This window comes from Shewanella sp. 1311 (assembly GCF_059338235.1).
This window is the reverse complement of sequence record NZ_CM181686.1, coordinates 4765514-4784598: the sequence shown is the minus strand read 5'-3', so window position 1 is coordinate 4784598 and position 19085 is coordinate 4765514. Positions and strand designations below refer to the sequence as shown.

The following is a 19085-nucleotide window of genomic DNA, read 5'->3' as shown; positions in this document are numbered from 1 at the left end:
AAAGGAAGGAATAGCGTATGAACCACCCAACGAGAACATCATTTTTAAGCGATGTGGCCGAACATCAACTCACCATTCTTAAGGATGATGGGGTGTTCCGTCACATGGTACTCAGCCAAGGCAGCTTTGAGCATCGCTTTGAGATCACCACATGGCCGCAGCATTTGTGCATCAGTGGCGATATGGGCTGTTACGTTTTTTCTCGGGTTCAGGACATGTTTTGCTTCTTTCGCCAAAGCGGTGATGACTGGGGTGTGAATGCGAGTTACTGGGAAGAAAAGGTACTGGCTGAGTGTAAAACCGATGGCACTCGCGAGTTTGATGCCAAAGAAGCCGATCAACGCCTTGAGCAGTTTTTGCAGTGGTTTGTCGAAGGGCTAGACCCGACGAATGAAGAAGATGCCGAGGCGATTAGCAGCGCGACCAATGCCGTTAAGGAGTTTACCCAAAACCGCGAGAACGCCGAGTGGGATGTGGTTTATCGCCTCAATAATTGGGATGAAGAAGATGCGGGCGGCATGACGTTAGATGATTTTTGGGATGGCTGGAAAGACCCTTTCACCTATCGCTTTATCTGGTGCTGTTTCGCGATTGTGTTTGCCATCCGCCAGTACGATGAAGCCACCCAAAGCAAGGAGGCAGCATGAGCAACGAACATGATTTTTATGCCAAACATTACCCTTGGCTCAATGCAGATCAACGTGAGTGTTTTGATTTCCTTTGCGACATTCACAACGGCGGCAATCACATGTTTGGCAAAATCCAAGCCTGTGGTGAGCACGGGTTATCAATCAACAGTACTAGCGCGCATTACATGTCTACCTTCGACTATAGCGCCCTCACGACTGCCGTCGTTCTTGCACATGACCGCATGATCCGCTTTCAAATCGAGCCATCGGGACCACGCATGTTGAAGCTCGTTGCCCATAAGCGCCATCTGCGTGAGGGCCGAATGAATGAGCGTCACCCCACCATGGAGGACGCGATTAACAATGTAAGGAAGCAATACCCATGTGATGAGGTGGCAGCATGTTGACGTTAAGCACTGCCGATATCAGCGAGCTAGAGCAGAGCTTTGGATGCCAGATTTCATGCTCTAGCTGTATACGCACCATTTTTATCGTCTCAGACAGTGACATAGTCGCCGAATTATCAGCGGCAGGCTGGCAGCAAGCCATCAACGACAATGAGTTCTTTCCATGTGTCTGCCCAAGATGTGTTGCAGAACTTAAAGAAAACGAACTAGAACAGGGAGAAGCATGATGGATATGTGTTACTCAATGCCCGCTGTGATGGGCGTACAAGGCGGTAAAGTGTTTTACACCGTTATCATGTCGATGCGTGTGCTGGTTCGTATGTTACGCATTGACGATGCCGGCAGTGTGCTCGACCGCAGCCAACGCAAAGTTAACCCTGCCCGTGCTAAATCCATTGGCAATTACATGGTAACGAATCCAACAGGGTATTTTCTGCCAGGCATTATCGGCGTGGTTGAAGTGCCAACAGGCGGCGATACGCCAAAGTTCGAAGCGTCCGAAATCAGCGGCGTGGTTGGTGTATTAAAAGTTGGCCTTGATTCGATTATCAAACTGTTCGATGGCCAGCACCGCGCCACCGGTATCGCAAAGGCACTCGAAAAATCACCGGAGATTGCACAAGACTCAATCTCTATCACCCTGTACATGAATTTATCGCTGCAAGAACGCCAGCAAGCGTTTACCGATATCAACCAAAATGCCAGCAAACCGCCTCAAGGTTTGTCAGATACCTACAACCACAGGGATGAGCTATCAAAGCTCACCATGGATTTAGTGAACCAAATCGACTGGATGCAAGGCCGTGTTGATTTTGCGACAAACAAACCCACGGCACAGAGCGAGTGCTATTGGTCCTTTAAACAAATTAAAGACGCTACGGCCATCATGCTGGGTACCAAGAAAAACTTTGAGCCCTACCACGCCACCCTTGCCTATGACTTTTGGAACACCATGGGCGCAGCCATGGAGCTCCAATCCCTTGGCAGTAAAGAGCGCGAAACCAGTTTATTTACCACCACGGTAATGCTTAAAGCACTGGCGAGCGCCGCAAGCGAGGCTGAGTCCATCGGCCAACGCCACTGGCGCCACGCTTACCAAAACCTCGTTTGGACCCGCAACAGCCAAGACTTTACAGGCCGCTGCATTTGCCCAAAAACAGGCAAGCTACTCGCCAACGCCGATGCCGTAACGCTGACATCAAACCTCATTCTTAAAACCATGCAGCAAAAGCTCGACCCAGTTCGCGCCAGCGTTGAAAGAACGTTTTTCCCTGAGGTGGCAGAATGAACCACTTACTCCCGGGCTTTGAATCACAAGAGCGCGTTGCGTTATTGCTGTCGCTTACCCGCATTAGTTCGCCCGAGGTGATTGCCGCGTTAACACTGCATTACACCAGTGCCCTGCCCGCCGAACGCGCGGCGGCTCGCCACGGTATTGAACTGTCTAACTTTATGCGCGGGCAAAAGAAGCTAGAGCAAATCGCCGCCACGGTCGAGGCCATTAAAGCCATCGACTGGGCCAAGCTGCAATTAACTCATTTGCAATCAAGCCCTTTGCAACCGAAGCAAGTGGCCTAAATGACTCAATCAGCGGCGTTTCGCCATCTGTTAAATCATTATCGCAGCCATAAGTTAAGCCTGTTACTCAAGGCCACAACGGGCGACAGCATCAAAATCGCGCTAGCACTCGGCGCGTTAGATTGCCTGTACTGGCAAGCATTAGGCAACGGCTTAACCAACCTCGCCAAGGGCATTAGCCGCACCATAGTGTATTCGTACCGATATCACCCAATGCGCCTGCCCTGCCATTCGCCAGTCAGCCAAACCAACGCCAACCAAAACAAGGAGGCGGCATGAATACGTTTAGCACCAAAGATGGCGTGGTCACGTTATCTAAGCCCTACTCCACCTTGATGTGCGATCAGCAACAAATCGAAGTGAAGTACACCCCAAACAACTATCACGGTTGGGGCATTTGTAAGTCTTTTAACGCCATCGAGTGCAGCGACTTCGGCCAAGCCGACGCCGAAGTATTCGCACTCAACGCAGAATCAAAACTCAGGATAAAAGGAGAAGCAGCATGAACCCGATACAAGCAGCAACAGTTGAACGTGAAGAAGGTTATTGGACCCATCCAAATATGCCCGAGTGGGATGAAGGTGTGACCCGTGTGGAGTGTGAAGCATGGGCTGCACGCCAAGGCGGCGAGTTTGTGGCGATTTGGTTTGAACTCGATGCCACTGAAAATCAAATCGAGCGCTACTTTGATGAGGGCGATACCGATATCAGCGATTGGCAACCCGTTTGCGACAAGGCCGGCTCATTCTTGCTGAGTATTCACGACACCGAAGATGGCCCCGTTGCGCTGTTCTTCGCGCCGAAAGATAAGGTAGCGGCATGAAGCAGCTTTCACTATCAGAACGGCTAAAGCAGTTCGCTACAGATCAAGACGACTTATCTCGTCGTGGTGAAAAGAATCTTGCGGCTGAGGCAGCGCAAGAAATTGACACTCTAACAGCTGAGCGCGGCCAGCTGGCGATGCAGGTGGATAAGCTCAAAACTTTCATATCTACACAAGCACTGCCAAACCTATTTGTATTAAGTAATGACTATCCACAGTGCCTAGGAATCGAGAGTGCAATAACTGATGCGAACGAGCTTCTAAAAATTTGCGGCCAAGAAAAAAGCGTTACAAATGGTGGTAAACAATGAAGAAGATGGCAAAGCCTGCAGGGCTAATAGTTTCATGTCCACACTGTGGCGGTGAAAATACGATTTACGCATCAGATCTATGCGAAAACGAATTTGTCTGTTCATGGGCGCATTGCGAAAAAGAGTTTGCAACATGTGGCGGGGATGATTTTCATCGTTACATTGAGGATGGTAAGCAATGAGCTGGTCAAATTGTGGTGAAGATAGTAACGGCAGACCCATTGGTTATGCCTTCGAAGCAACCTGTGATCATCCGGGTTGCCACAAACAAATCGACCGTGGCCTTTCTTATGCGTGTGGTGGTATGCATGGCGAAGATGAGATCAGCTGCGAGGGTTATTTCTGTGAAGCGCATAGACCAACCTTTGTCGAACATTGCGGCCGTACCCATCAGATTTGCAGTCAATGCACCAAAGCATTAATCGACTCTGGTGAATGGCAAGAAGATGAGGATGAAGGTTGTTTAAAGCAGGTAAGGCACGATGATGAACACTGCAACAATGCTGGCGCTGACTTAATCAGGAGTCCGATATGATCGAGCAATATATTACCCTTGAAGATTGGGCGAAAATGCATATCGCCTTCTCTGTATCAAAAGCGACTTTGCAGGCTTGGGCAAAGTCAGGGTCCATTGTCCCAAGACCAATTAAGCTCGGTAGACGCTGGGCGGTTAAATCCAATGCGATTTACGTAGACCCGACTCAGGTTGTGGTCAGTGATATAAGCGACCCTGTTATCAGGAGAATCCTCAATGGCGGCTAGACCACGTAAGTTCGACCTAGGTGTAGAAAATCTTTATTGCCGGCAAGATGCTCGCAATGGTGAAGTTTATTACCAGTACCGAGATCCCCGCAATGGGGCCTTTAGAGGGCTAGGTAAAGATAGAACCATCGCAAAGGAACGAGCAAGCGCATTAAATCTGTTAATTGCTCAACAACTTGCAAGTGCGTTTATCGATAACTATAACGCTAGGCCGGAACGTGTGGCACAACATGGTATTGCCTTTAAAAAGTGGGTTGAAAAATACATTACTATCCAGGGCGATAGATTAAATAACGGCGAGATCAGACTCAACACGTTTAAAACCCGTAAGTCTCAGGCGACTATTGCTATAAAAGCGATGGGCAATATTCCCCTCAAAGACATATCAACCAAAGACTGTTACGAGCTGATGCAGTCTTTAAGAGCGCAAGGAAAAGAAAGAACTGCGCAGGCGGTGAGATCAGTATTGATTGATATTTTCAAAGAAGCCGCTCAAGCGGGAGAAATCACCGGTGGATTTAATCCCGCATCGGCGACCAAATCCCCACGGGTAAACGTCGTTCGGGATCGGCTTGAACTAGAAGCCGTGAAACAAATCCTCACGGTTGCCGAAACCAAAGAGCCGTGGGTTAAAAATACCATTCTGCTCGCATTGGTGACTGGGCAGCGCCGCGTTGATATCGCTAACATGCAATTTAAAAAGGGCAACGATTGGGAAAAACTGTATCAAAATTGGAAAACAGGAAACCGTTCTAAGCCGCCCTACTCCTACGTTGAAGGCGAATGGTTGCATGTGTTTCAGCAGAAAACCTCAACGATGCTCAAGCTGCCGCTGGGACTTAAACTTGAGGCGTTAGATTTGAGTATTGGCAACGTTGTTTTATCCTGCCGTAGCCGCTGTGTATCTAAATACCTGATCCACCATCAACACGGTATTAGAGGTGCAACCATAGGTGGGCAAGTGTTTGTTGATACCATTACCAAACGCTTTTCTGAATGCCGCGACGAGCTTGGTCCATCGACAACGACCTTTCACGAATTGCGATCACTTTCAGAAAGACTCTATAGCGGTCAGGGAATCGACACTCAAATCTTACTTGGTCACAAAGACCCGCGAACCACTGCTGCATATCATGATATACGTGGCCAGATGTGGATAGAGCTAGTGATTTAGCACCAGAAATCACACAGCGTTTTGGAGAGGAATTTTGGAGAGATTTTGGAGAGAGGTTTTTATCTAACAATTACAATGAGTTAAATTTCAAGCAGATATTGCCCATACACACCATTAATATGCGTTGCACTCTCGCCTCTTTCATTTCATTCAATCCTTCAACAGTCAAAGCTTATCCATCGTCATGATTAATTGATTAAATGTGCTTTGTGCCTGAGTTGTCAAATTAAGGCGACATAGGAGTGAAATCATTGCCAATTAATCAGTAAATATGGAAGGTTTGTTTTAATTTATACATTAACGTTCATCGTGATACGCCAGTATTCGCTAGGTTATCAACATCATGTTCGACTTGTCGCGCAGCCACTTATCACACTTTATGCTTTTACAATACACTCTATATGACATGATTTGTATATATGATAAAGGGCAACACATTGAACTCAAGTGGTATCACTCAGTATCTGCTTAACAATTCATGTGTGGTCTATTTAATAAATCTTCAGCCGTACTTGTAAATACTAGATAAATACCACAAAAACTAATAATTTCACTTGATATGGTTCTTTTATCGGCTAGGTTTATAACTGCATGTACGGTTTAAACGATTATGAACTTACAAACCGCTGCAAATTCACTGGAATAAAAAATAAGCAACAGAGTACAACAAGAGGAAATGTGAAATGGATTTTATTGAAAGGATTGATGTTCTCTCTAAACGTATCCCACAAATTGCTAGTAGCCTTCAAACCGAAGAAGCGACAAAGAATGCCTTAATCATGCCCTTCCTGCATACAGTTTTGGGATATGACGTATTCAATCCCAATGAAGTTGTTCCGGAATTTACTGCCGATACTGCCTGTAAGAAAGGTGAAAAAGTAGATTATGCTTTAATGAAAGATGGCGAAGTACAAATACTGATAGAATGTAAAAAGTACAACGAAAAACTATCAATAAAACATGCTGCTCAGCTATTTCGTTATTTTTCAGTAACGAACGCCCGTCTTGCCATTTTGACAAATGGCACTGAGTATCAGTTCTATACCGACCTAGATGCTCCAAATAAAATGGATGAAAAACCATTTCTTACACTAGATCTGGAAAATATTGACGAGCATTTAATTCCTGAAGTAAAGAAACTCACTAAAAGTTCATTCGATGTAGATTCCATCGTAAGTGCAGCAGGTGAACTTAAGTACTTAAGCCAAATAAAACGTATCATAAGCGAGCAGTTTAAAGAACCTGAGGACGAATTCATCCGCTTTTTTGCCTCAAGAGCCTACGATGGTGTTCTCACACCCAAAGTGAAACACCAATTCGCAGAGATTACGCATAAAGCACTAAGACAATTTCTAAGCGATAGTATCAATGAACGATTAAAATCTGCTATTGGTGGAGATAAGCCAGTTATTGAAGATAAAAACTCAAGCGAGTCTTTAATAATTTCCGATGACGAAAAAATTAAAGTCATTACAACAGATGAAGAAATAGAAGGTTTCAATATTATTAAAGCCATCTTGAGACAAAAATTAGAAGTAAATAGAATTATTGCGAGAGATACACAAAGCTACTTTGGTGTGTTACTAGATGACAACAATCGTAAGCCTTTATGTCGATTGCACTTTAATGCTAAACAAAAATACCTTGGATTAATGGATGCTAATAAAAATGAAACTCGTCATCCCATTAGTTCGGTAGACGATATTTTTAGTTATAGTGAACAACTACTTACTACAGTCACTTTTTACGAGTAATAATTTAAATACTAGCGGAGCAGTATTGCGGGCAGAACTGCCCGCTAGTTTCCTTCTTGCGATGAAATGACTTTATTACTCTTATCTATATCGACGCGTACCCGCAGGAAACTGGCAAATCTGGGTAAGCCATTTACGGTAAGACCCAGATATTTATAGGTGATGATTGCGCCCACGGAGGGGGGATGTTGACGCTCTGCGAGATTAAAACCTGTGCCTATGTTGAAAATCCGGCCGTCTGGGGTTTGCACTCTTATTGCACCCATTTGCCCTGCAAATTGACCTTTCCCTGGTATATGGCCGATCACTGTCGCTTCAGCATCATAATAGGGTTTTAATTTCATCAAATTAGGATTGCGGCCACTGATATACATCGCGGAGCTGCGATGCAGCATTAATCCTTCAGCACCTTTAGCAACTAAGCTATCGAGTTTTTGATACAGAGCTTCAAGACTGTCCACTTGGAACTGCGCTATGACGTCAAGATAATGCGATTTGCCACTCAGTTTAGTTAACGCAAATTGATAGCGATGCTGAAAGTCGCCACCCGCCTTGGGAACATCGAACACCATAAATCGCACTTTGCGCCAGTCATCATCCTTGGCTGAGGTTTGTCGAACTATGCTCGACATAACCTCAAACTGGCCTCGCCCAAGCCATAATTCACCATCGAGGGGATAATTCGGAAAATTCGCGATAAACCAAGTTGGAGCAGCAATAAGATTACCTTGCCGAGTCAATAGTGCCTGACCATTCCAGTAACCTCGCACCCCGTCGAGTTTTTCGCTAATCAAAAAGTCGTGAATATTAATCTCTTGCTGGGCATCAAACTCAGTTGCCAACTGTATCGAAGGTGGTGAAGTTTGCGCATAGGTCACTGGGGCTAAACAACCGAATATCAGCAGACTGACTAAGAGCCGACGTTGTTTGAAAAACCGAAAGCGGATAAACCGATAAAATGTTAAATCTTGTAACGGGCTGGCATGAGTCATTCCCTTGCTCACTCTGACAATATATCCTTCATCAAGCTTAGAACGCATAGCTCAAGTTGCACTAAAAAACCGTCTAAAGTCACTAAGCGCCTAAGTTAACAACGAATGTTGATGACGATTTTACTCAGTTAATTGTTTATGCGCTTTTCATCTCGGGCTATACTGCGGCCAAATTTATTGACTCAGTCAAATGTTAAAATCCACAACAGTTGGTTTTATCAAACCTGTTTGAGTGAGCAACACCTCAGCGCATTGTCGCTAATGTCTATTGGAAACACTATGAAACCAGCCAACAATCACGGTATTAAACGCATTTTCAGAGCAACGGGATTTTCGATGAAGGGCTTAAAGGCCGCTTGGGTCCACGAAGCCGCTTTTAGACAGGAATTAATGTTAGCCATCATCATGTTACCCGTGGCTTTGTGGGTTGATATCAGCACGATTGAACGTTTGTTGCTGATTTTTACACTGTTTATTGTGTTGATTGTTGAGCTTTTAAACTCGGCGATTGAAGCTGTGGTCGATCGTGTCGGCAGTGAAATTCACCCACTAAGCGGCCAAGCCAAGGACATTGCCTCGGCTGCCGTGTTTATGAGTCTTGCGCTGTGTGGATTAACTTGGCTGGTCGTATTGGCGCCACTGGTGTTTTAACACCGACGTTTTAGATAGTCGCATGAGCAAACACTGAGCCATCGTCCCTTAAAAAGTCGATGGCTTGTTTGATCTGGGCTAAACGATCATTTTCCGCCCAATAGGCAACATACACATTTCGTGAAATAGCGCTGGCGCCACTGACGTGATGCAATTCGCCGCTGCGCAAAGCATGCTGCACCAAATGCTCGGGTAAGAAAGCACAACCACCATTATTTAAGATGAAATCCAAGGCGATACGCGCAGAGCTCGTGTGCAGTGTCGGCACAGGCAGCGACGCATATTCCTGCGCATGTACAATATTAAACGCCGTCCCCCAATCCACTTTTACATATTGCCCCGGCACCACGGCATTCACAGTTTGACCTTTTAGGCTCGAAACCAACAACAAATTAATTTGCCCCAGCTGCACTAATTCAAATTGATCAAGCTTTGGCGGATCGAATGAAATCGCGATATCGAGGGTACGGTCCATTAATTGGCGCGTCATCGCATTGGCAGGCAACACTTCGGTGCGCAGCGCAACGCCGGGCAGCCCCACGTGCAGCCCCTGTAAATAACCTTGCAAATAGGCATCCCAAATATTCGGCCCTGCACCAATAGCAAGCTGAGTCGACTGTAACTGACTGAGGGAAACATCTTGTTTAGCCCGCTCCCACGCCGTTAATACCGCCTCGGCATGGCCAAGCATGCGCTCGCCTGCGGGTGTAGGCTGAATGTTATTACGCTGACGCTCAAACAGCGCGACGCCTAAAATGCTCTCAAGCTGCTTGACTCGAAAACTCACAGCACTGCGCGTGAGATACAGATTCTCAGCCGCTTTACCGAAATGGCGAGTACGGGAGACTTCAAGAAAGGTTTTCAGTAAATCGGTATCCATAAAAATTCTTGACCAACATAGGCAAATTTTTTTGATTTATAAATCAATAATACTAGCCAATACTCCAGTTGCAAATCTTTGTATATCAAAAACTAGAGGGTATCTGCCATGTCTGAACAGTCTTTTTCAAACGCTAACAAGGGTTCTGAGACGTTTAACGGCTCAGCTGCTGCCAGTTTTGTCTCGCAAAAACGTTTCTACGACGACGCGAATTTCCCCAAAGGCTTCAAACGAAGCGGCGATTTTACTAATAAGGAAGCTGAACTGCTTGAATTGCATGGTCATGCAATGAAGAATTTAGCCGAAGGTAAAACCTTGCCCTGCACCTCCGATGAAGCCCAATTTGTGGAAGTCGCCAAAGGAAATATCGCGCCCAGTAGCTTGTTAGAGCAGATCTGGGTAAAGTATCGCAGGCTCGCCATGGGGAAACCCTTTTATGCCGTGGTTGGTACAGTGCATTTGCCTGCAACCAAGCCCGAGATAGAAGTTGAGGCCGAGGCTGTATTTGATATTGAAGATGATGTTCAGGATGAACCTGAACCCGAGGATAAAGAATGAAGATTAAGGTTTGCTACTAAATGCGTGGTTGGATTTTATATAAAGAAACCGCGACTCAGCTAAAACCTGAATGGTATGAAATTGAGCGTCTACTAGCGGCAGCAAAAGCCGACAACATACAGTTGGAAGTTTACGCACCTGATGAATTTGATCTGACTGTCACCAGAGAAGATAACAAGAGTATTTTATTGAATGGGCAAGCCGTCGAGCTGCCCGATTTTATTATTCCGCGAATGGGATCAGGCACAACTTACTTTGCCTTAGCCATTATTCGCCACTTAGAAAGATTAGGGGTGTATTGCCTCAATCCTTCTAAAGCCATTGAAATCGTTAAAGACAAATTATTCTCCCAGCAATTGTTGGCCGAGAAGAATTTGCCTACGCCTAAAACCATGTTGGTTAAATTCCCCGTTGATATCGCCCTTGTAGAGCGCCATCTAGGCTTTCCTGTGGTGATTAAAACGCTTTCTGGCTCACAGGGCAGCGGTGTGTTTTTATCCCATAAGGCACGTGAATTTGACGATCTAATGCAGTTGATTGAAGCGACCAACAAAAACGCTAACATTATTCTGCAAGAGTTTATCGCTAACAGTCACGGGCGCGATCTACGGGTATTTACCATCGGTGGTCGTGTTGCAGGTTGCTACGAAAGGCGTGGTCAAGAAGACAGCTTTAAAGCCAATGTCAGTGCCGGCGGCTCAGCGCGTCCATTTCAGATCACTCCTGAAATTGAGTGGCTTGCCACGCAAACAGCCAATATTCTCGATCTCGATGTTGCGGGTATCGATTTATTGTTTGATAACGGCCATTACAAAATTTGCGAAGCAAACTCATCCCCAGGATTTGAAGGCTTAGAATCCTGTTTGAATGTGGATATTGCCGCGCAAATTTTACACTTTATTCGCATCCGTTTAGGCATGTTTAATAAAGATGAGCCAAGTAGCCCCAAAGTGGTCATTACTGACAATGTAGAAACGTCTGTGACGTCCGTTATCGAGCCTAAATAGCGGACCAGCGATATAATATCAATATCTAGCGGTATCACGCCGCTAGATATTCTTAAATTGATTACTATCCCCCATTTATCATGTTTCACATCCATTGGCATGTCGCGCCACAAGCAAAGCTGCAATACTGAAGTCATTTCTAGGTAGCACTAGCCCCTCCCTTACCGTTTGCGTTAGTCCTTCAATCCACAATTGATGTGATGTTTCGCTCAAATTTCATTCAATACCGCTAAAATAAGTCCTACTTTTGTTTCAAATCACAAATTTTCGCATTTTTTAAAACATTTTATTCACATCGCGAAATTTGCTGTTAAACTCCAAATGTCGATTTTTTATGGCACTAAAGTCTGACCTTATCGCTAAACATAATAAGAATAATGCTGGAGTTACTCCTTAACATGTCGATTCGCTTGTTACCCCTCATCATAGCGTCACTCGTCAGCACTCAAGTGCAAGCCGATGACTTTACTATTCAATTAGGCGGCTTCTACTCGCAATCAGACACCAATATGGAAGTCACTAACCCAGTTTCGGGTAATAACTTCACCTTAGATTATGAATCTGATCTCAAACTCGCTGAAAACGAATTCCTGCCTTTTATCGAGTTAAATTATCACTTCAACGAGCGGCACAATATCTACCTCGACTGGAAACAACTCCACCGTAGCGCCGACACCCAAGCCCTAGCCAAACCCTTCCAGCTCGAAATCAACGACACCATTTACGATATCAAAGCCGGCGGTAAGCTCAGTTCAACCTTAAACATCGATGTGCTGCGCTTAGGCTATGGTTATGATGTCTTTCAAGGCAGTAACTATGATGTGGGTCTGTCATTTGGTTTACACACTATGTTTATCAAGACAGGTTTTGAAGGTGTGATTGGAGTTTGCGCTTCGTCAGAATTACTCAATAACGTCTGTGGTAGCCAAGCGATCCCGCGCATTGTTGATGAAAATGTCACTGCACCACTGCCGGACTTTGGTATTTATGGTCAGTATGAATTTGTTCCAGGTTGGCAAGTCACCAGCCATGCACAGTATTTCTACATCACACTCAATGATGTAAAAGGCGAGCTTGTTGATATTAAAGTCGGTGTTGATGCACAAATCACTCAAAACTGGCGTATGAGCGTGGCCTATAACTACTACAAAGTTGATGTGGATATTGCCCAAAACTCGCCGAATAAAGACACTCAAATTGCCGATTACAATATTTATTACAGCTTTATCGGCCCTATGCTTTCCATCAGTTATTCTTTTTAATTCAAATATATTCCATTAAGACTCTTATTGTCTCAATTGCCCACGCTTAGCTAAAACCATTTTCCAAATCCTAGCTAAAATCAGCGTTAAAAAATAAGGGCACCTACTGGCGCCCTCATGAATCAACTCATTAACACTATTTACGCCCATCTTGCTCGCGCTTGGCTTTAAAGTCAGATGACTCAAGCCAATGGGGCCAATCGGTACTATTGGCTAAGCTGGTAATCATACTGGCGATAAGGTCTAAATCTTGGCTTACACCACCTAAATTCCAGCTTGGATCATAATCGTCAGCAGGCTTATGATATTTATGGGCGATATAATCAGGATCGGTATCTCCAAGGCTCATAAATAGCAATCCAGGTACACCTTGTTGTGCCAGCGCAAAGTGGTCCGATCTAAACATCAACCCATTCTGCGGTCTTGGATCGGCTTTAACTGAACGCTCTTGGGCCTTCGCGGCGTTATCTAAGTATTGCTCCAACTCAGATACACCTTCGCCATAACGCAAAATGTAATCCACGCCCTTATTCACATTCATGCCATCGATATTTAAAAAGGCGACGATGTTTTTCGTTGGCACACTCGGATGCTGAGCAAAATGCTGCGCTCCAATCAGACCCGTTTCTTCCGCCGTAAAGGCGCTGAAGAGCACCGAGCGATCTAGTGGCGCCGTCTTGGCTTGCTGTTTGAAGTAACGCGCCAAAGCTAAAACCCCCGCCACACCGCTGGCATTATCGACCGCTCCGTTTAAAATCTCTGACTTACCGTCTTCAATCACAGTACCGAGGTGATCCCAATGGGCATGCATCATCACCACTTCGTCGGGGCGCGTTTTACCTGGCAGTAAAGCCGCGACGTTATGGGACTCGGCGCGTTCAATTTTATTGTTTAACGTGAGCTGGGCGCTCAACTTAAGTGGGATCGCCTTAAAGTTTGGCTTGGCAGCTTGCTGCTTTAAGGTATCAAAATCCAATCCTGCTTTAGTAAAGATTTTTTGCGCAGTTTCGTGCTGAATCCAACCCATCACACCAACTTGGCCTTGATTATTATTGGCATCGACCAGAGTGAACTTAGTGCCCGTATTGGAGTTTTGCACCACACCCCAGCCATAGGCGGCAGGCGCGGTTTCATGGACAATAAACACAGCCTCGGCGCCTTGACGCGCGGCTTCCTCATACTTATAAGTCCAGCGACCGTAATAGGTCATGGCATTGCCTTTAAATACCGCAGGGTCTTGAGTCGCAAAGCCTGGATCATTCACAAGCACGATAACGGTTTTGCCTTTTAGATCTAACCCTTGGTAATCATTCCAGCCATATTCGGGCGCGTTGATCCCGTAGCCGACAAACACCACATCGCTTTTATTCAGGCTCACGGTTTCAGCGATTCTTTGGGTTCTCGCGGTAAATTCACTGCCATTGGCAAATTTAAGTCCGCCGATATCAAGCTGCATATTTTGATCTGCGCTAATTTGCGCCAAAGGCACGGCCTGCAGATAACTGTCACCAAATCCGGGTTTGAGACCCATATCTTTAAATGCTTTCACTAAATAGTCTAAAGTTAAGGTCTCACCTTCAGACAAAGGCGCACGTCCACCGAAGGCATCACTGGCTAAGGTTTTAACATCGGTTCGGTATTGCGCGAGATCGAGGCTTTGCACAAATGCGGTTTCAGCTAAAACGGGTAATGAGATAGTGGCCATCAGACTTGTGGCTAAGATGATATTTTTCACAACTTTCTCCCAAGTTATTATCATTATTTGATTTTAAGGATAGACTTTACCATATCATCTTTAGTTTATGATGGAAGTCTTAGCGCAAACGGAGTCGCTGCAGCCCAAGCACAAACGGTGTTCATGCCTTCATCGAGCCGACGATGCTTGCGGTTAGCTTTGAACAGATAACAACAGAATAAAATAGCGAAAATCTTAAAATATCCGTTTATTTTCATTAAGTAAGGTAACAATATGTCGCTAGAGTTATTACAAGCCGCTGCACTGAATCTCAAAAAAGCAGTGCCTCTGATGCTCAAACATAAAATTCCGACCACCCCGGTTAACTATGCGCTTTGGTACACTTATGTTGGTGAACAGAATCCCGAATTAAATCAACGACTCGATACCGTTATCGCCCAGTACAACACTTGTCCTCCTGTGAGTAGCGAACTCTTATATCGCCAGTATGTTGCCGATCCCGTTGAACTCGATGTCCGCGAAATGCGCCAGAATCTGGATGCTATGGTGACAGAGCTGTCCCAATCGCTCAAAGATACCAATCTAGATGCCAATGAATTCCAGTCGCGCATCGAGAGTAATTTTGAAAAGCTCAACCGCATCGAAGATGAGGGTTTTAGTGTTGAGCAAGTGCTCGATCTGGTGCGCAGTTTAGTGAAAGAGTCGGACAATATTCGCTCGAGCACTGAGTTCTTTACCGGACAATTGCAGAAAGCTCAAACCGAAATCGATGCGCTAAAGAAAAAGCTCGAACAGACAGAAAAAGATGTGCTCTACGATGCGCTGACTGGCTGCTTTAATCGCCGTGCCTTCGACAGCGATTTTGCCGGCATGTTGGCCCAAGCGCCCTTAGGCACCTGCTTGATCTTGGCCGATATCGACCATTTTAAAGTGTTTAACGACACCTACGGCCACCAGCTCGGCGACCAAGTGTTACGCGCCGTGGCAAAACGGCTACAGGAATCCTGCCGCGATGGCGCAAAACTGTATCGTTTTGGCGGTGAAGAATTTGTGATTATTGTGCCTAAAAGTCAGTTACGAATTGCAAGGCAACTGGCCGAAGCCATGCGCCGTGGACTCGAAAAGCTCAGTTTGAAAGACAGACGTAAAGACGAGCGCATCAATAATATCAGTGCCTCATTTGGGGTTGCCCAATGGCAAGAAAAACAAACGGGCATGCAATTGATTGAAGCGGCAGATAAATTACTTTATGACGCTAAACGTTTAGGTCGAAATCGCGTGTTACCGATCAGCAACTAATTGTGATGACCTGATTGTGATAACCGAAACGCAATGAATTAGCCTGAAGCCGATGATTCGGCTTCAGGCTAAAGTTATTTAGTGAAGACATTTGGCGGTTACTGATAAGCACTATTTGGTCAGCATGATTTAATCAACATTATTAGCTCAAAGCAGCCTTAACGCTTTGGTTGAAGATTGCGCTAAGGCTTAAATTAACGTGCGACCTAATGGGTGAAACTGCGCGTACTAGAAGCGACCTTCCCTTGCATCCCATTCCCAGTTGAAGCTGAAACATCTGCACTAGCCGTATCCATTGACTCATCTTCAACCGGTATCGCCTGCACCACAAAGCGCAGTTCGGCGCCGCCTTGAAGCGCATCGAAGGGATAACAAGTGATTAAGGTTAAGCGATTATCATCGGATGGCGCCATAAACTGCGTTTCAGTTTCATGCACCACCTGAGTCGCAACTACTTCATAAATAATGTTATTTCCCTTAAGCGTCTGCAACGATAGTCGGCGACCCACCGCCATACCATTGAGGATCGCAAAATGCGTGTCCCTGTGTCCGGCAATCACAGTATTGCCCTTTTGCCCCGCTGGCGCACTGGACAATACTAAACTTGGGCCAAAGGCCAAATTTCGCCCTGAAGCCCCCGCCAACACATATAAACTGTCATTAAGCTCGGCTTCAATATCGCTATTAGCCGCCGCTTGTTCACGATAAATGGACAGCTTTGCCACGGGGTAAGTATCCGCCCATGACCAAGGCTTATGAGATTGTCCATCGGCTAAGGTTTTAGTCCACGCCTGTTCAATCAAATACTGGGCAAAGTGTGCTTTAGCTTGCATATAGAGTCCCTTTCCTAACAATGTTGCGCCAATTAAAAATAATCCCACCACTAAAAATCGCTGTGTTCTGCCTTTACTCATCGGGCTTTACTCGTCGTTCATGATTCATTGGTTCATCTATGACAGGCAAGCGCCATCATGGCCGCCTTCTCTTCACGTTTTTGTCGCAGAATCGATCCCATAAGTACCAAGGCCAACAGCAAGGTCAGCGCACCCAATAACATATCCAAACGGCTCGAGGTCGCAGTTTGTGGCAAGGCACCAAAAGGCTGCCAACCTAAGGGCAAGTGCTGACGCACCACGGCATCGCGGCTCATTGCAGTTGAATCTATGGGGGTTAAGTCCACCGCCACTAAGCTGGTATAAGCGCTGACTAAGTGATAATTCATCGACAAAGCCGTGACTTGCTGCTTTACCTTGTCATCATTCGCGCCATTTTTACTCAGCTCCAATGCACCAATCTGTTTACGCGCCCAGAGTAAATCTAAACCCGCACCTTGATTGGTGATAAGTCCCGCTGAGTTGTCCTGAAGCGATAACGACTGTTGCCAGTTTTTATGCCCTTGGCGACCTGAAATCACTAATTCCTGCGGCTCACGGGCGCTGCGTTTTAGACTCACAAGCACAGGCTCGCCGCGATACAGATCGGCAATCGGTGATGGCCAGTAATCGGGCACACTGCCATCATCAAAACGCACTTGAATATCGGTTAATACGGGATATTGAATTTTGCTCAGCAAGGCGCTGATCTTCTCGTCGACTTCATCCACTTTGCCAATATAAGTAAAAGTGCCACGACCCAGCTCTGCCGCCCTTTGCATAAAGTGAGAATTAGGCGCTGAGCCTATGCCGACAGTAAATAAGCGGCTCTCTCCGATTTGATAGCGGATCAAATCGAACAAGGCTTGCTCATTGCCCACAGAGCCGTCGGTCATAAAGATCACTTGGCGCAAAGGCTGCACTGCATCGGGCGAGACACTGCCCAAGGATTTTGGCAAGGCCGCATCCAGTGCCAGCGCCATTTCAGTGCCACCATCGGCTTGTAAACGGCTCACAAATTGACGGGCACGGGACAAATTCGACGAGGTCGCCGGTAATGATGTCGCTGAAAACTGAGACAGACTGGAGTTAAATTCGATAATGTTAAAACTGTCCTCGGGCTTGAGTCCTTTTAATGCGTAAAGCAGTGCATTTTTGGCTTGAACGATAGAATCCCCCGCCATAGAGCCAGAAGTATCAATCACCAAAATTAATTCGCGGGGCAAACTCGGTTGGGTGCTCTTTTCGACCTTAGGAGGCAACACCATGACGAGACTGTAATTATCTTCATTCATGCCGTTGGCTTTGCTGGTTTCAAGCGTGTCCTGAGACAAATTATCGCCATCGGGTTTATGGGTCTTACCCTGTTGATTAAACACCCAAGCCATTGGACTCGTACCCTGCTGTACGCGCCATTGCAGTACAAAGTCACGATTGGCAGGCACGCGTTGTGCCAGTGAAACATCGACGCCGCTATTGGTTTGCTTGAGTTTGATGTCATGGTAAGGACTCTCAATTGACGCCTTATCAACCCCCTTTGCCAGCAAGACTTGAATGTCCGCCTTGAGCACAGGATCGCGTCCATTGGCGCCGTCCCGCACAGGCGCCACAATCCGGTCAGCATCAAACACCTGCGAGCTGGTCACTCGGCTCGATTGGCTGCTCTGTGCTATAGGATTATTTGAATCGCTAGCACTTGCGTCAGAGGTTAAGCCCGGGATATACCGAGGCGCGACCACCAGCGGAAAACGTAGGCTAAACAAGCCATCTTCATATTTGATACTCTCCTGATAGCTGATTTCGACAATCAACTCTTCCTGCGGTGCTAGGTTGGCCACTTCGGTCGTGAACATATTTGGCCGCTCTTGGCTCACTAAGCTGGCGCGTTTACCCTCCGCTTTGGCTTGCTCAAAAATCTGCTTAGCCTCGGCCTTAGGATGAATTTGCCCTTCGATGACCCTTTGGCCGATATGTAATCGCAGCGAATCCACCGCGGCCTCATTGGGCAGCGGGAACAGATATTGCCCATTCAACACAAACTCAGTGTTATTGCGAAAAACCTGCTTCACGCTAACGCGATTACTTAAGCCAGAGACTTGCATCGACACTTGTGTATCGAGTGGCAAAGATGGCACCCAAGCGCCGCTCGGCTGACGATAAAGTAATAATCCCTGAGTAATGTCATCGTAATTAATGACCTGTGACTCTGCCGTACTTTGAGCAGTATTTTGGCCGACCAGCGCCGAGGCAATATTCTGTGGTTCAGACAATGTGCCCGTGCTATTGGGTGAGGCTAATGCCACAAAGGGCAAGCCCCAACATACGGCGGCACTGATCATTAATATCGCTAAGCTTTCGCTGATTTCTTTTACCCTTTTCCCTGTGATCATCACAAAGGCTTCCTTCTTTCTATTAACTAATATGGACTGA

Annotated in this window: 23 protein-coding genes; 18 read left to right on the top strand and 5 right to left on the bottom strand. The window is 46.1% G+C overall.

The window, feature by feature from the left end; translation table 11 throughout:
* Positions 1-17 precede the first annotated feature (17 nt).
* The 13 genes from AC5YB3_RS21090 to AC5YB3_RS21030 all read left to right on the top strand — a co-directional run bounded on the left by AC5YB3_RS21090 (position 18) and on the right by AC5YB3_RS21030 (position 7438).
* Complete coding sequence (locus tag AC5YB3_RS21090) at positions 18-647, top strand: hypothetical protein (RefSeq protein ID WP_494526103.1); 630 nt, start codon at positions 18-20, stop codon at positions 645-647.
* Positions 644-1036, top strand: a complete 393-nt coding sequence (locus AC5YB3_RS21085) for a hypothetical protein (RefSeq protein ID WP_494526102.1) — start codon at positions 644-646, stop codon at positions 1034-1036. Before AC5YB3_RS21090 ends, AC5YB3_RS21085 begins: the two co-directional genes overlap by 4 nt.
* Positions 1030-1263: a hypothetical protein gene (locus AC5YB3_RS21080; RefSeq protein ID WP_168825297.1), complete on the top strand. Its 234-nt coding sequence runs from the start codon at positions 1030-1032 to the stop codon at positions 1261-1263. Before AC5YB3_RS21085 ends, AC5YB3_RS21080 begins: the two co-directional genes overlap by 7 nt.
* The gene (locus AC5YB3_RS21075; protein ID WP_494526101.1) at positions 1260-2324 is read left to right on the top strand and encodes a DGQHR domain-containing protein; all 1065 of its coding nucleotides are present in this window, start codon (positions 1260-1262) and stop codon (positions 2322-2324) included. The genes AC5YB3_RS21080 and AC5YB3_RS21075 overlap by 4 nt, the downstream gene beginning before the upstream one ends.
* Positions 2321-2614 (top strand): hypothetical protein, encoded by a 294-nt coding sequence (locus AC5YB3_RS21070; protein ID WP_012089044.1) that lies wholly within the window; start codon positions 2321-2323, stop codon positions 2612-2614. Before AC5YB3_RS21075 ends, AC5YB3_RS21070 begins: the two co-directional genes overlap by 4 nt.
* Positions 2615-2893, top strand: a complete 279-nt coding sequence (locus AC5YB3_RS21065) for a hypothetical protein (RefSeq protein WP_263176066.1) — start codon at positions 2615-2617, stop codon at positions 2891-2893.
* Positions 2890-3120 (top strand): hypothetical protein, encoded by a 231-nt coding sequence (locus AC5YB3_RS21060; RefSeq protein ID WP_012586784.1) that lies wholly within the window; start codon positions 2890-2892, stop codon positions 3118-3120. The genes AC5YB3_RS21065 and AC5YB3_RS21060 overlap by 4 nt, the downstream gene beginning before the upstream one ends.
* Entirely contained in the window at positions 3117-3437 is a 321-nt protein-coding gene (locus AC5YB3_RS21055) for a hypothetical protein (protein ID WP_494526100.1), read from the top strand. The genes AC5YB3_RS21060 and AC5YB3_RS21055 overlap by 4 nt, the downstream gene beginning before the upstream one ends.
* Positions 3434-3748, top strand: coding sequence for a hypothetical protein (locus AC5YB3_RS21050; RefSeq protein WP_113941495.1), 315 nt, complete (start codon positions 3434-3436; stop codon positions 3746-3748). The genes AC5YB3_RS21055 and AC5YB3_RS21050 overlap by 4 nt, the downstream gene beginning before the upstream one ends.
* A 178-nt stretch (positions 3749-3926) precedes the next feature.
* Positions 3927-4283 carry a hypothetical protein gene (locus AC5YB3_RS21045; RefSeq protein ID WP_306682190.1) on the top strand — a complete coding sequence of 119 codons (357 nt, stop codon included), beginning with the start codon at positions 3927-3929 and terminating at the stop codon, positions 4281-4283.
* A complete protein-coding gene (locus tag AC5YB3_RS21040) occupies positions 4280-4510 on the top strand; it encodes an excisionase (protein ID WP_012088952.1) in 231 nt (76 codons plus the stop codon). Before AC5YB3_RS21045 ends, AC5YB3_RS21040 begins: the two co-directional genes overlap by 4 nt.
* The gene (locus tag AC5YB3_RS21035) at positions 4500-5684 is read left to right on the top strand and encodes a phage integrase Arm DNA-binding domain-containing protein (RefSeq protein ID WP_494526099.1); all 1185 of its coding nucleotides are present in this window, start codon (positions 4500-4502) and stop codon (positions 5682-5684) included. The genes AC5YB3_RS21040 and AC5YB3_RS21035 overlap by 11 nt, the downstream gene beginning before the upstream one ends.
* Positions 5685-6367: 683 nt before the next feature.
* Positions 6368-7438: a type I restriction endonuclease gene (locus AC5YB3_RS21030; RefSeq protein WP_006086382.1), complete on the top strand. Its 1071-nt coding sequence runs from the start codon at positions 6368-6370 to the stop codon at positions 7436-7438.
* A 44-nt stretch (positions 7439-7482) separates the two neighbouring features.
* Here AC5YB3_RS21030 and AC5YB3_RS21025 read toward each other — a convergent pair whose 3' ends face one another.
* Positions 7483-8430, bottom strand: coding sequence for a DNA ligase (locus AC5YB3_RS21025; RefSeq protein WP_494526098.1), 948 nt, complete (start codon positions 8428-8430; stop codon positions 7483-7485).
* A gap of 279 nt (positions 8431-8709) precedes the next feature.
* Here AC5YB3_RS21025 and AC5YB3_RS21020 point away from each other — a divergent pair, with 279 nt between their 5' ends.
* Complete coding sequence (locus tag AC5YB3_RS21020; RefSeq protein WP_006081347.1) at positions 8710-9081, top strand: diacylglycerol kinase; 372 nt, start codon at positions 8710-8712, stop codon at positions 9079-9081.
* A gap of 10 nt (positions 9082-9091) precedes the next feature.
* On the opposite strand, the gene hdfR is transcribed toward AC5YB3_RS21020, so the two are convergent.
* The gene (gene hdfR, locus AC5YB3_RS21015; protein WP_006086379.1) at positions 9092-9961 is read right to left on the bottom strand and encodes an HTH-type transcriptional regulator HdfR; all 870 of its coding nucleotides are present in this window, start codon (positions 9959-9961) and stop codon (positions 9092-9094) included.
* A 108-nt stretch (positions 9962-10069) separates the two neighbouring features.
* Here hdfR and AC5YB3_RS21010 point away from each other — a divergent pair, with 108 nt between their 5' ends.
* From AC5YB3_RS21010 to AC5YB3_RS21000, 3 genes are all read left to right on the top strand, one after another.
* On the top strand, positions 10070-10519 hold the full coding sequence (locus AC5YB3_RS21010; RefSeq protein ID WP_011846617.1) for a MaoP family protein: 450 nt from the start codon (positions 10070-10072) through the stop codon (positions 10517-10519).
* Between the two features lie 20 nt (positions 10520-10539).
* A complete protein-coding gene (locus AC5YB3_RS21005) occupies positions 10540-11526 on the top strand; it encodes an ATP-grasp domain-containing protein (RefSeq protein ID WP_006081344.1) in 987 nt (328 codons plus the stop codon).
* A 398-nt stretch (positions 11527-11924) separates the two neighbouring features.
* Positions 11925-12788, top strand: coding sequence for a DUF481 domain-containing protein (locus AC5YB3_RS21000; protein ID WP_126492112.1), 864 nt, complete (start codon positions 11925-11927; stop codon positions 12786-12788).
* Positions 12789-12924: 136 nt separating this feature from the next.
* On the opposite strand, the gene AC5YB3_RS20995 is transcribed toward AC5YB3_RS21000, so the two are convergent.
* Positions 12925-14547: a M28 family metallopeptidase gene (locus AC5YB3_RS20995; protein WP_494526097.1), complete on the bottom strand. Its 1623-nt coding sequence runs from the start codon at positions 14545-14547 to the stop codon at positions 12925-12927.
* A gap of 210 nt (positions 14548-14757) precedes the next feature.
* Here AC5YB3_RS20995 and AC5YB3_RS20990 point away from each other — a divergent pair, with 210 nt between their 5' ends.
* A complete protein-coding gene (locus AC5YB3_RS20990) occupies positions 14758-15783 on the top strand; it encodes a GGDEF domain-containing protein (RefSeq protein WP_012587834.1) in 1026 nt (341 codons plus the stop codon).
* A 206-nt stretch (positions 15784-15989) separates the two neighbouring features.
* Here AC5YB3_RS20990 and AC5YB3_RS20985 read toward each other — a convergent pair whose 3' ends face one another.
* Positions 15990-16697 carry a class GN sortase gene (locus AC5YB3_RS20985; RefSeq protein ID WP_494526096.1) on the bottom strand — a complete coding sequence of 236 codons (708 nt, stop codon included), beginning with the start codon at positions 16695-16697 and terminating at the stop codon, positions 15990-15992.
* A 32-nt stretch (positions 16698-16729) separates the two neighbouring features.
* Positions 16730-19045, bottom strand: coding sequence for a marine proteobacterial sortase target protein (locus AC5YB3_RS20980; RefSeq protein WP_494526095.1), 2316 nt, complete (start codon positions 19043-19045; stop codon positions 16730-16732).
* Between the last annotated feature and the right edge of the window lie 40 nt (positions 19046-19085).

Coding starts and splice junctions, on each gene's coding strand:
- AC5YB3_RS21090 (WP_494526103.1), top strand. CDS start 18: ATGAACCACCCAACGAGAACATCATTTTTAAGCGATGTGGCCGAACAT.
- AC5YB3_RS21085 (WP_494526102.1), top strand. CDS start 644: ATGAGCAACGAACATGATTTTTATGCCAAACATTACCCTTGGCTCAAT.
- AC5YB3_RS21080 (WP_168825297.1), top strand. CDS start 1,030: ATGTTGACGTTAAGCACTGCCGATATCAGCGAGCTAGAGCAGAGCTTT.
- AC5YB3_RS21075 (WP_494526101.1), top strand. CDS start 1,260: ATGATGGATATGTGTTACTCAATGCCCGCTGTGATGGGCGTACAAGGC.
- AC5YB3_RS21070 (WP_012089044.1), top strand. CDS start 2,321: ATGAACCACTTACTCCCGGGCTTTGAATCACAAGAGCGCGTTGCGTTA.
- AC5YB3_RS21065 (WP_263176066.1), top strand. CDS start 2,615: ATGACTCAATCAGCGGCGTTTCGCCATCTGTTAAATCATTATCGCAGC.
- AC5YB3_RS21060 (WP_012586784.1), top strand. CDS start 2,890: ATGAATACGTTTAGCACCAAAGATGGCGTGGTCACGTTATCTAAGCCC.
- AC5YB3_RS21055 (WP_494526100.1), top strand. CDS start 3,117: ATGAACCCGATACAAGCAGCAACAGTTGAACGTGAAGAAGGTTATTGG.
- AC5YB3_RS21050 (WP_113941495.1), top strand. CDS start 3,434: ATGAAGCAGCTTTCACTATCAGAACGGCTAAAGCAGTTCGCTACAGAT.
- AC5YB3_RS21045 (WP_306682190.1), top strand. CDS start 3,927: ATGAGCTGGTCAAATTGTGGTGAAGATAGTAACGGCAGACCCATTGGT.
- AC5YB3_RS21040 (WP_012088952.1), top strand. CDS start 4,280: ATGATCGAGCAATATATTACCCTTGAAGATTGGGCGAAAATGCATATC.
- AC5YB3_RS21035 (WP_494526099.1), top strand. CDS start 4,500: ATGGCGGCTAGACCACGTAAGTTCGACCTAGGTGTAGAAAATCTTTAT.
- AC5YB3_RS21030 (WP_006086382.1), top strand. CDS start 6,368: ATGGATTTTATTGAAAGGATTGATGTTCTCTCTAAACGTATCCCACAA.
- AC5YB3_RS21025 (WP_494526098.1), bottom strand. CDS start 8,430: ATGACTCATGCCAGCCCGTTACAAGATTTAACATTTTATCGGTTTATC.
- AC5YB3_RS21020 (WP_006081347.1), top strand. CDS start 8,710: ATGAAACCAGCCAACAATCACGGTATTAAACGCATTTTCAGAGCAACG.
- hdfR (WP_006086379.1), bottom strand. CDS start 9,961: ATGGATACCGATTTACTGAAAACCTTTCTTGAAGTCTCCCGTACTCGC.
- AC5YB3_RS21010 (WP_011846617.1), top strand. CDS start 10,070: ATGTCTGAACAGTCTTTTTCAAACGCTAACAAGGGTTCTGAGACGTTT.
- AC5YB3_RS21005 (WP_006081344.1), top strand. CDS start 10,540: ATGCGTGGTTGGATTTTATATAAAGAAACCGCGACTCAGCTAAAACCT.
- AC5YB3_RS21000 (WP_126492112.1), top strand. CDS start 11,925: ATGTCGATTCGCTTGTTACCCCTCATCATAGCGTCACTCGTCAGCACT.
- AC5YB3_RS20995 (WP_494526097.1), bottom strand. CDS start 14,547: ATGATAATAACTTGGGAGAAAGTTGTGAAAAATATCATCTTAGCCACA.
- AC5YB3_RS20990 (WP_012587834.1), top strand. CDS start 14,758: ATGTCGCTAGAGTTATTACAAGCCGCTGCACTGAATCTCAAAAAAGCA.
- AC5YB3_RS20985 (WP_494526096.1), bottom strand. CDS start 16,697: ATGAGTAAAGGCAGAACACAGCGATTTTTAGTGGTGGGATTATTTTTA.
- AC5YB3_RS20980 (WP_494526095.1), bottom strand. CDS start 19,045: ATGATCACAGGGAAAAGGGTAAAAGAAATCAGCGAAAGCTTAGCGATA.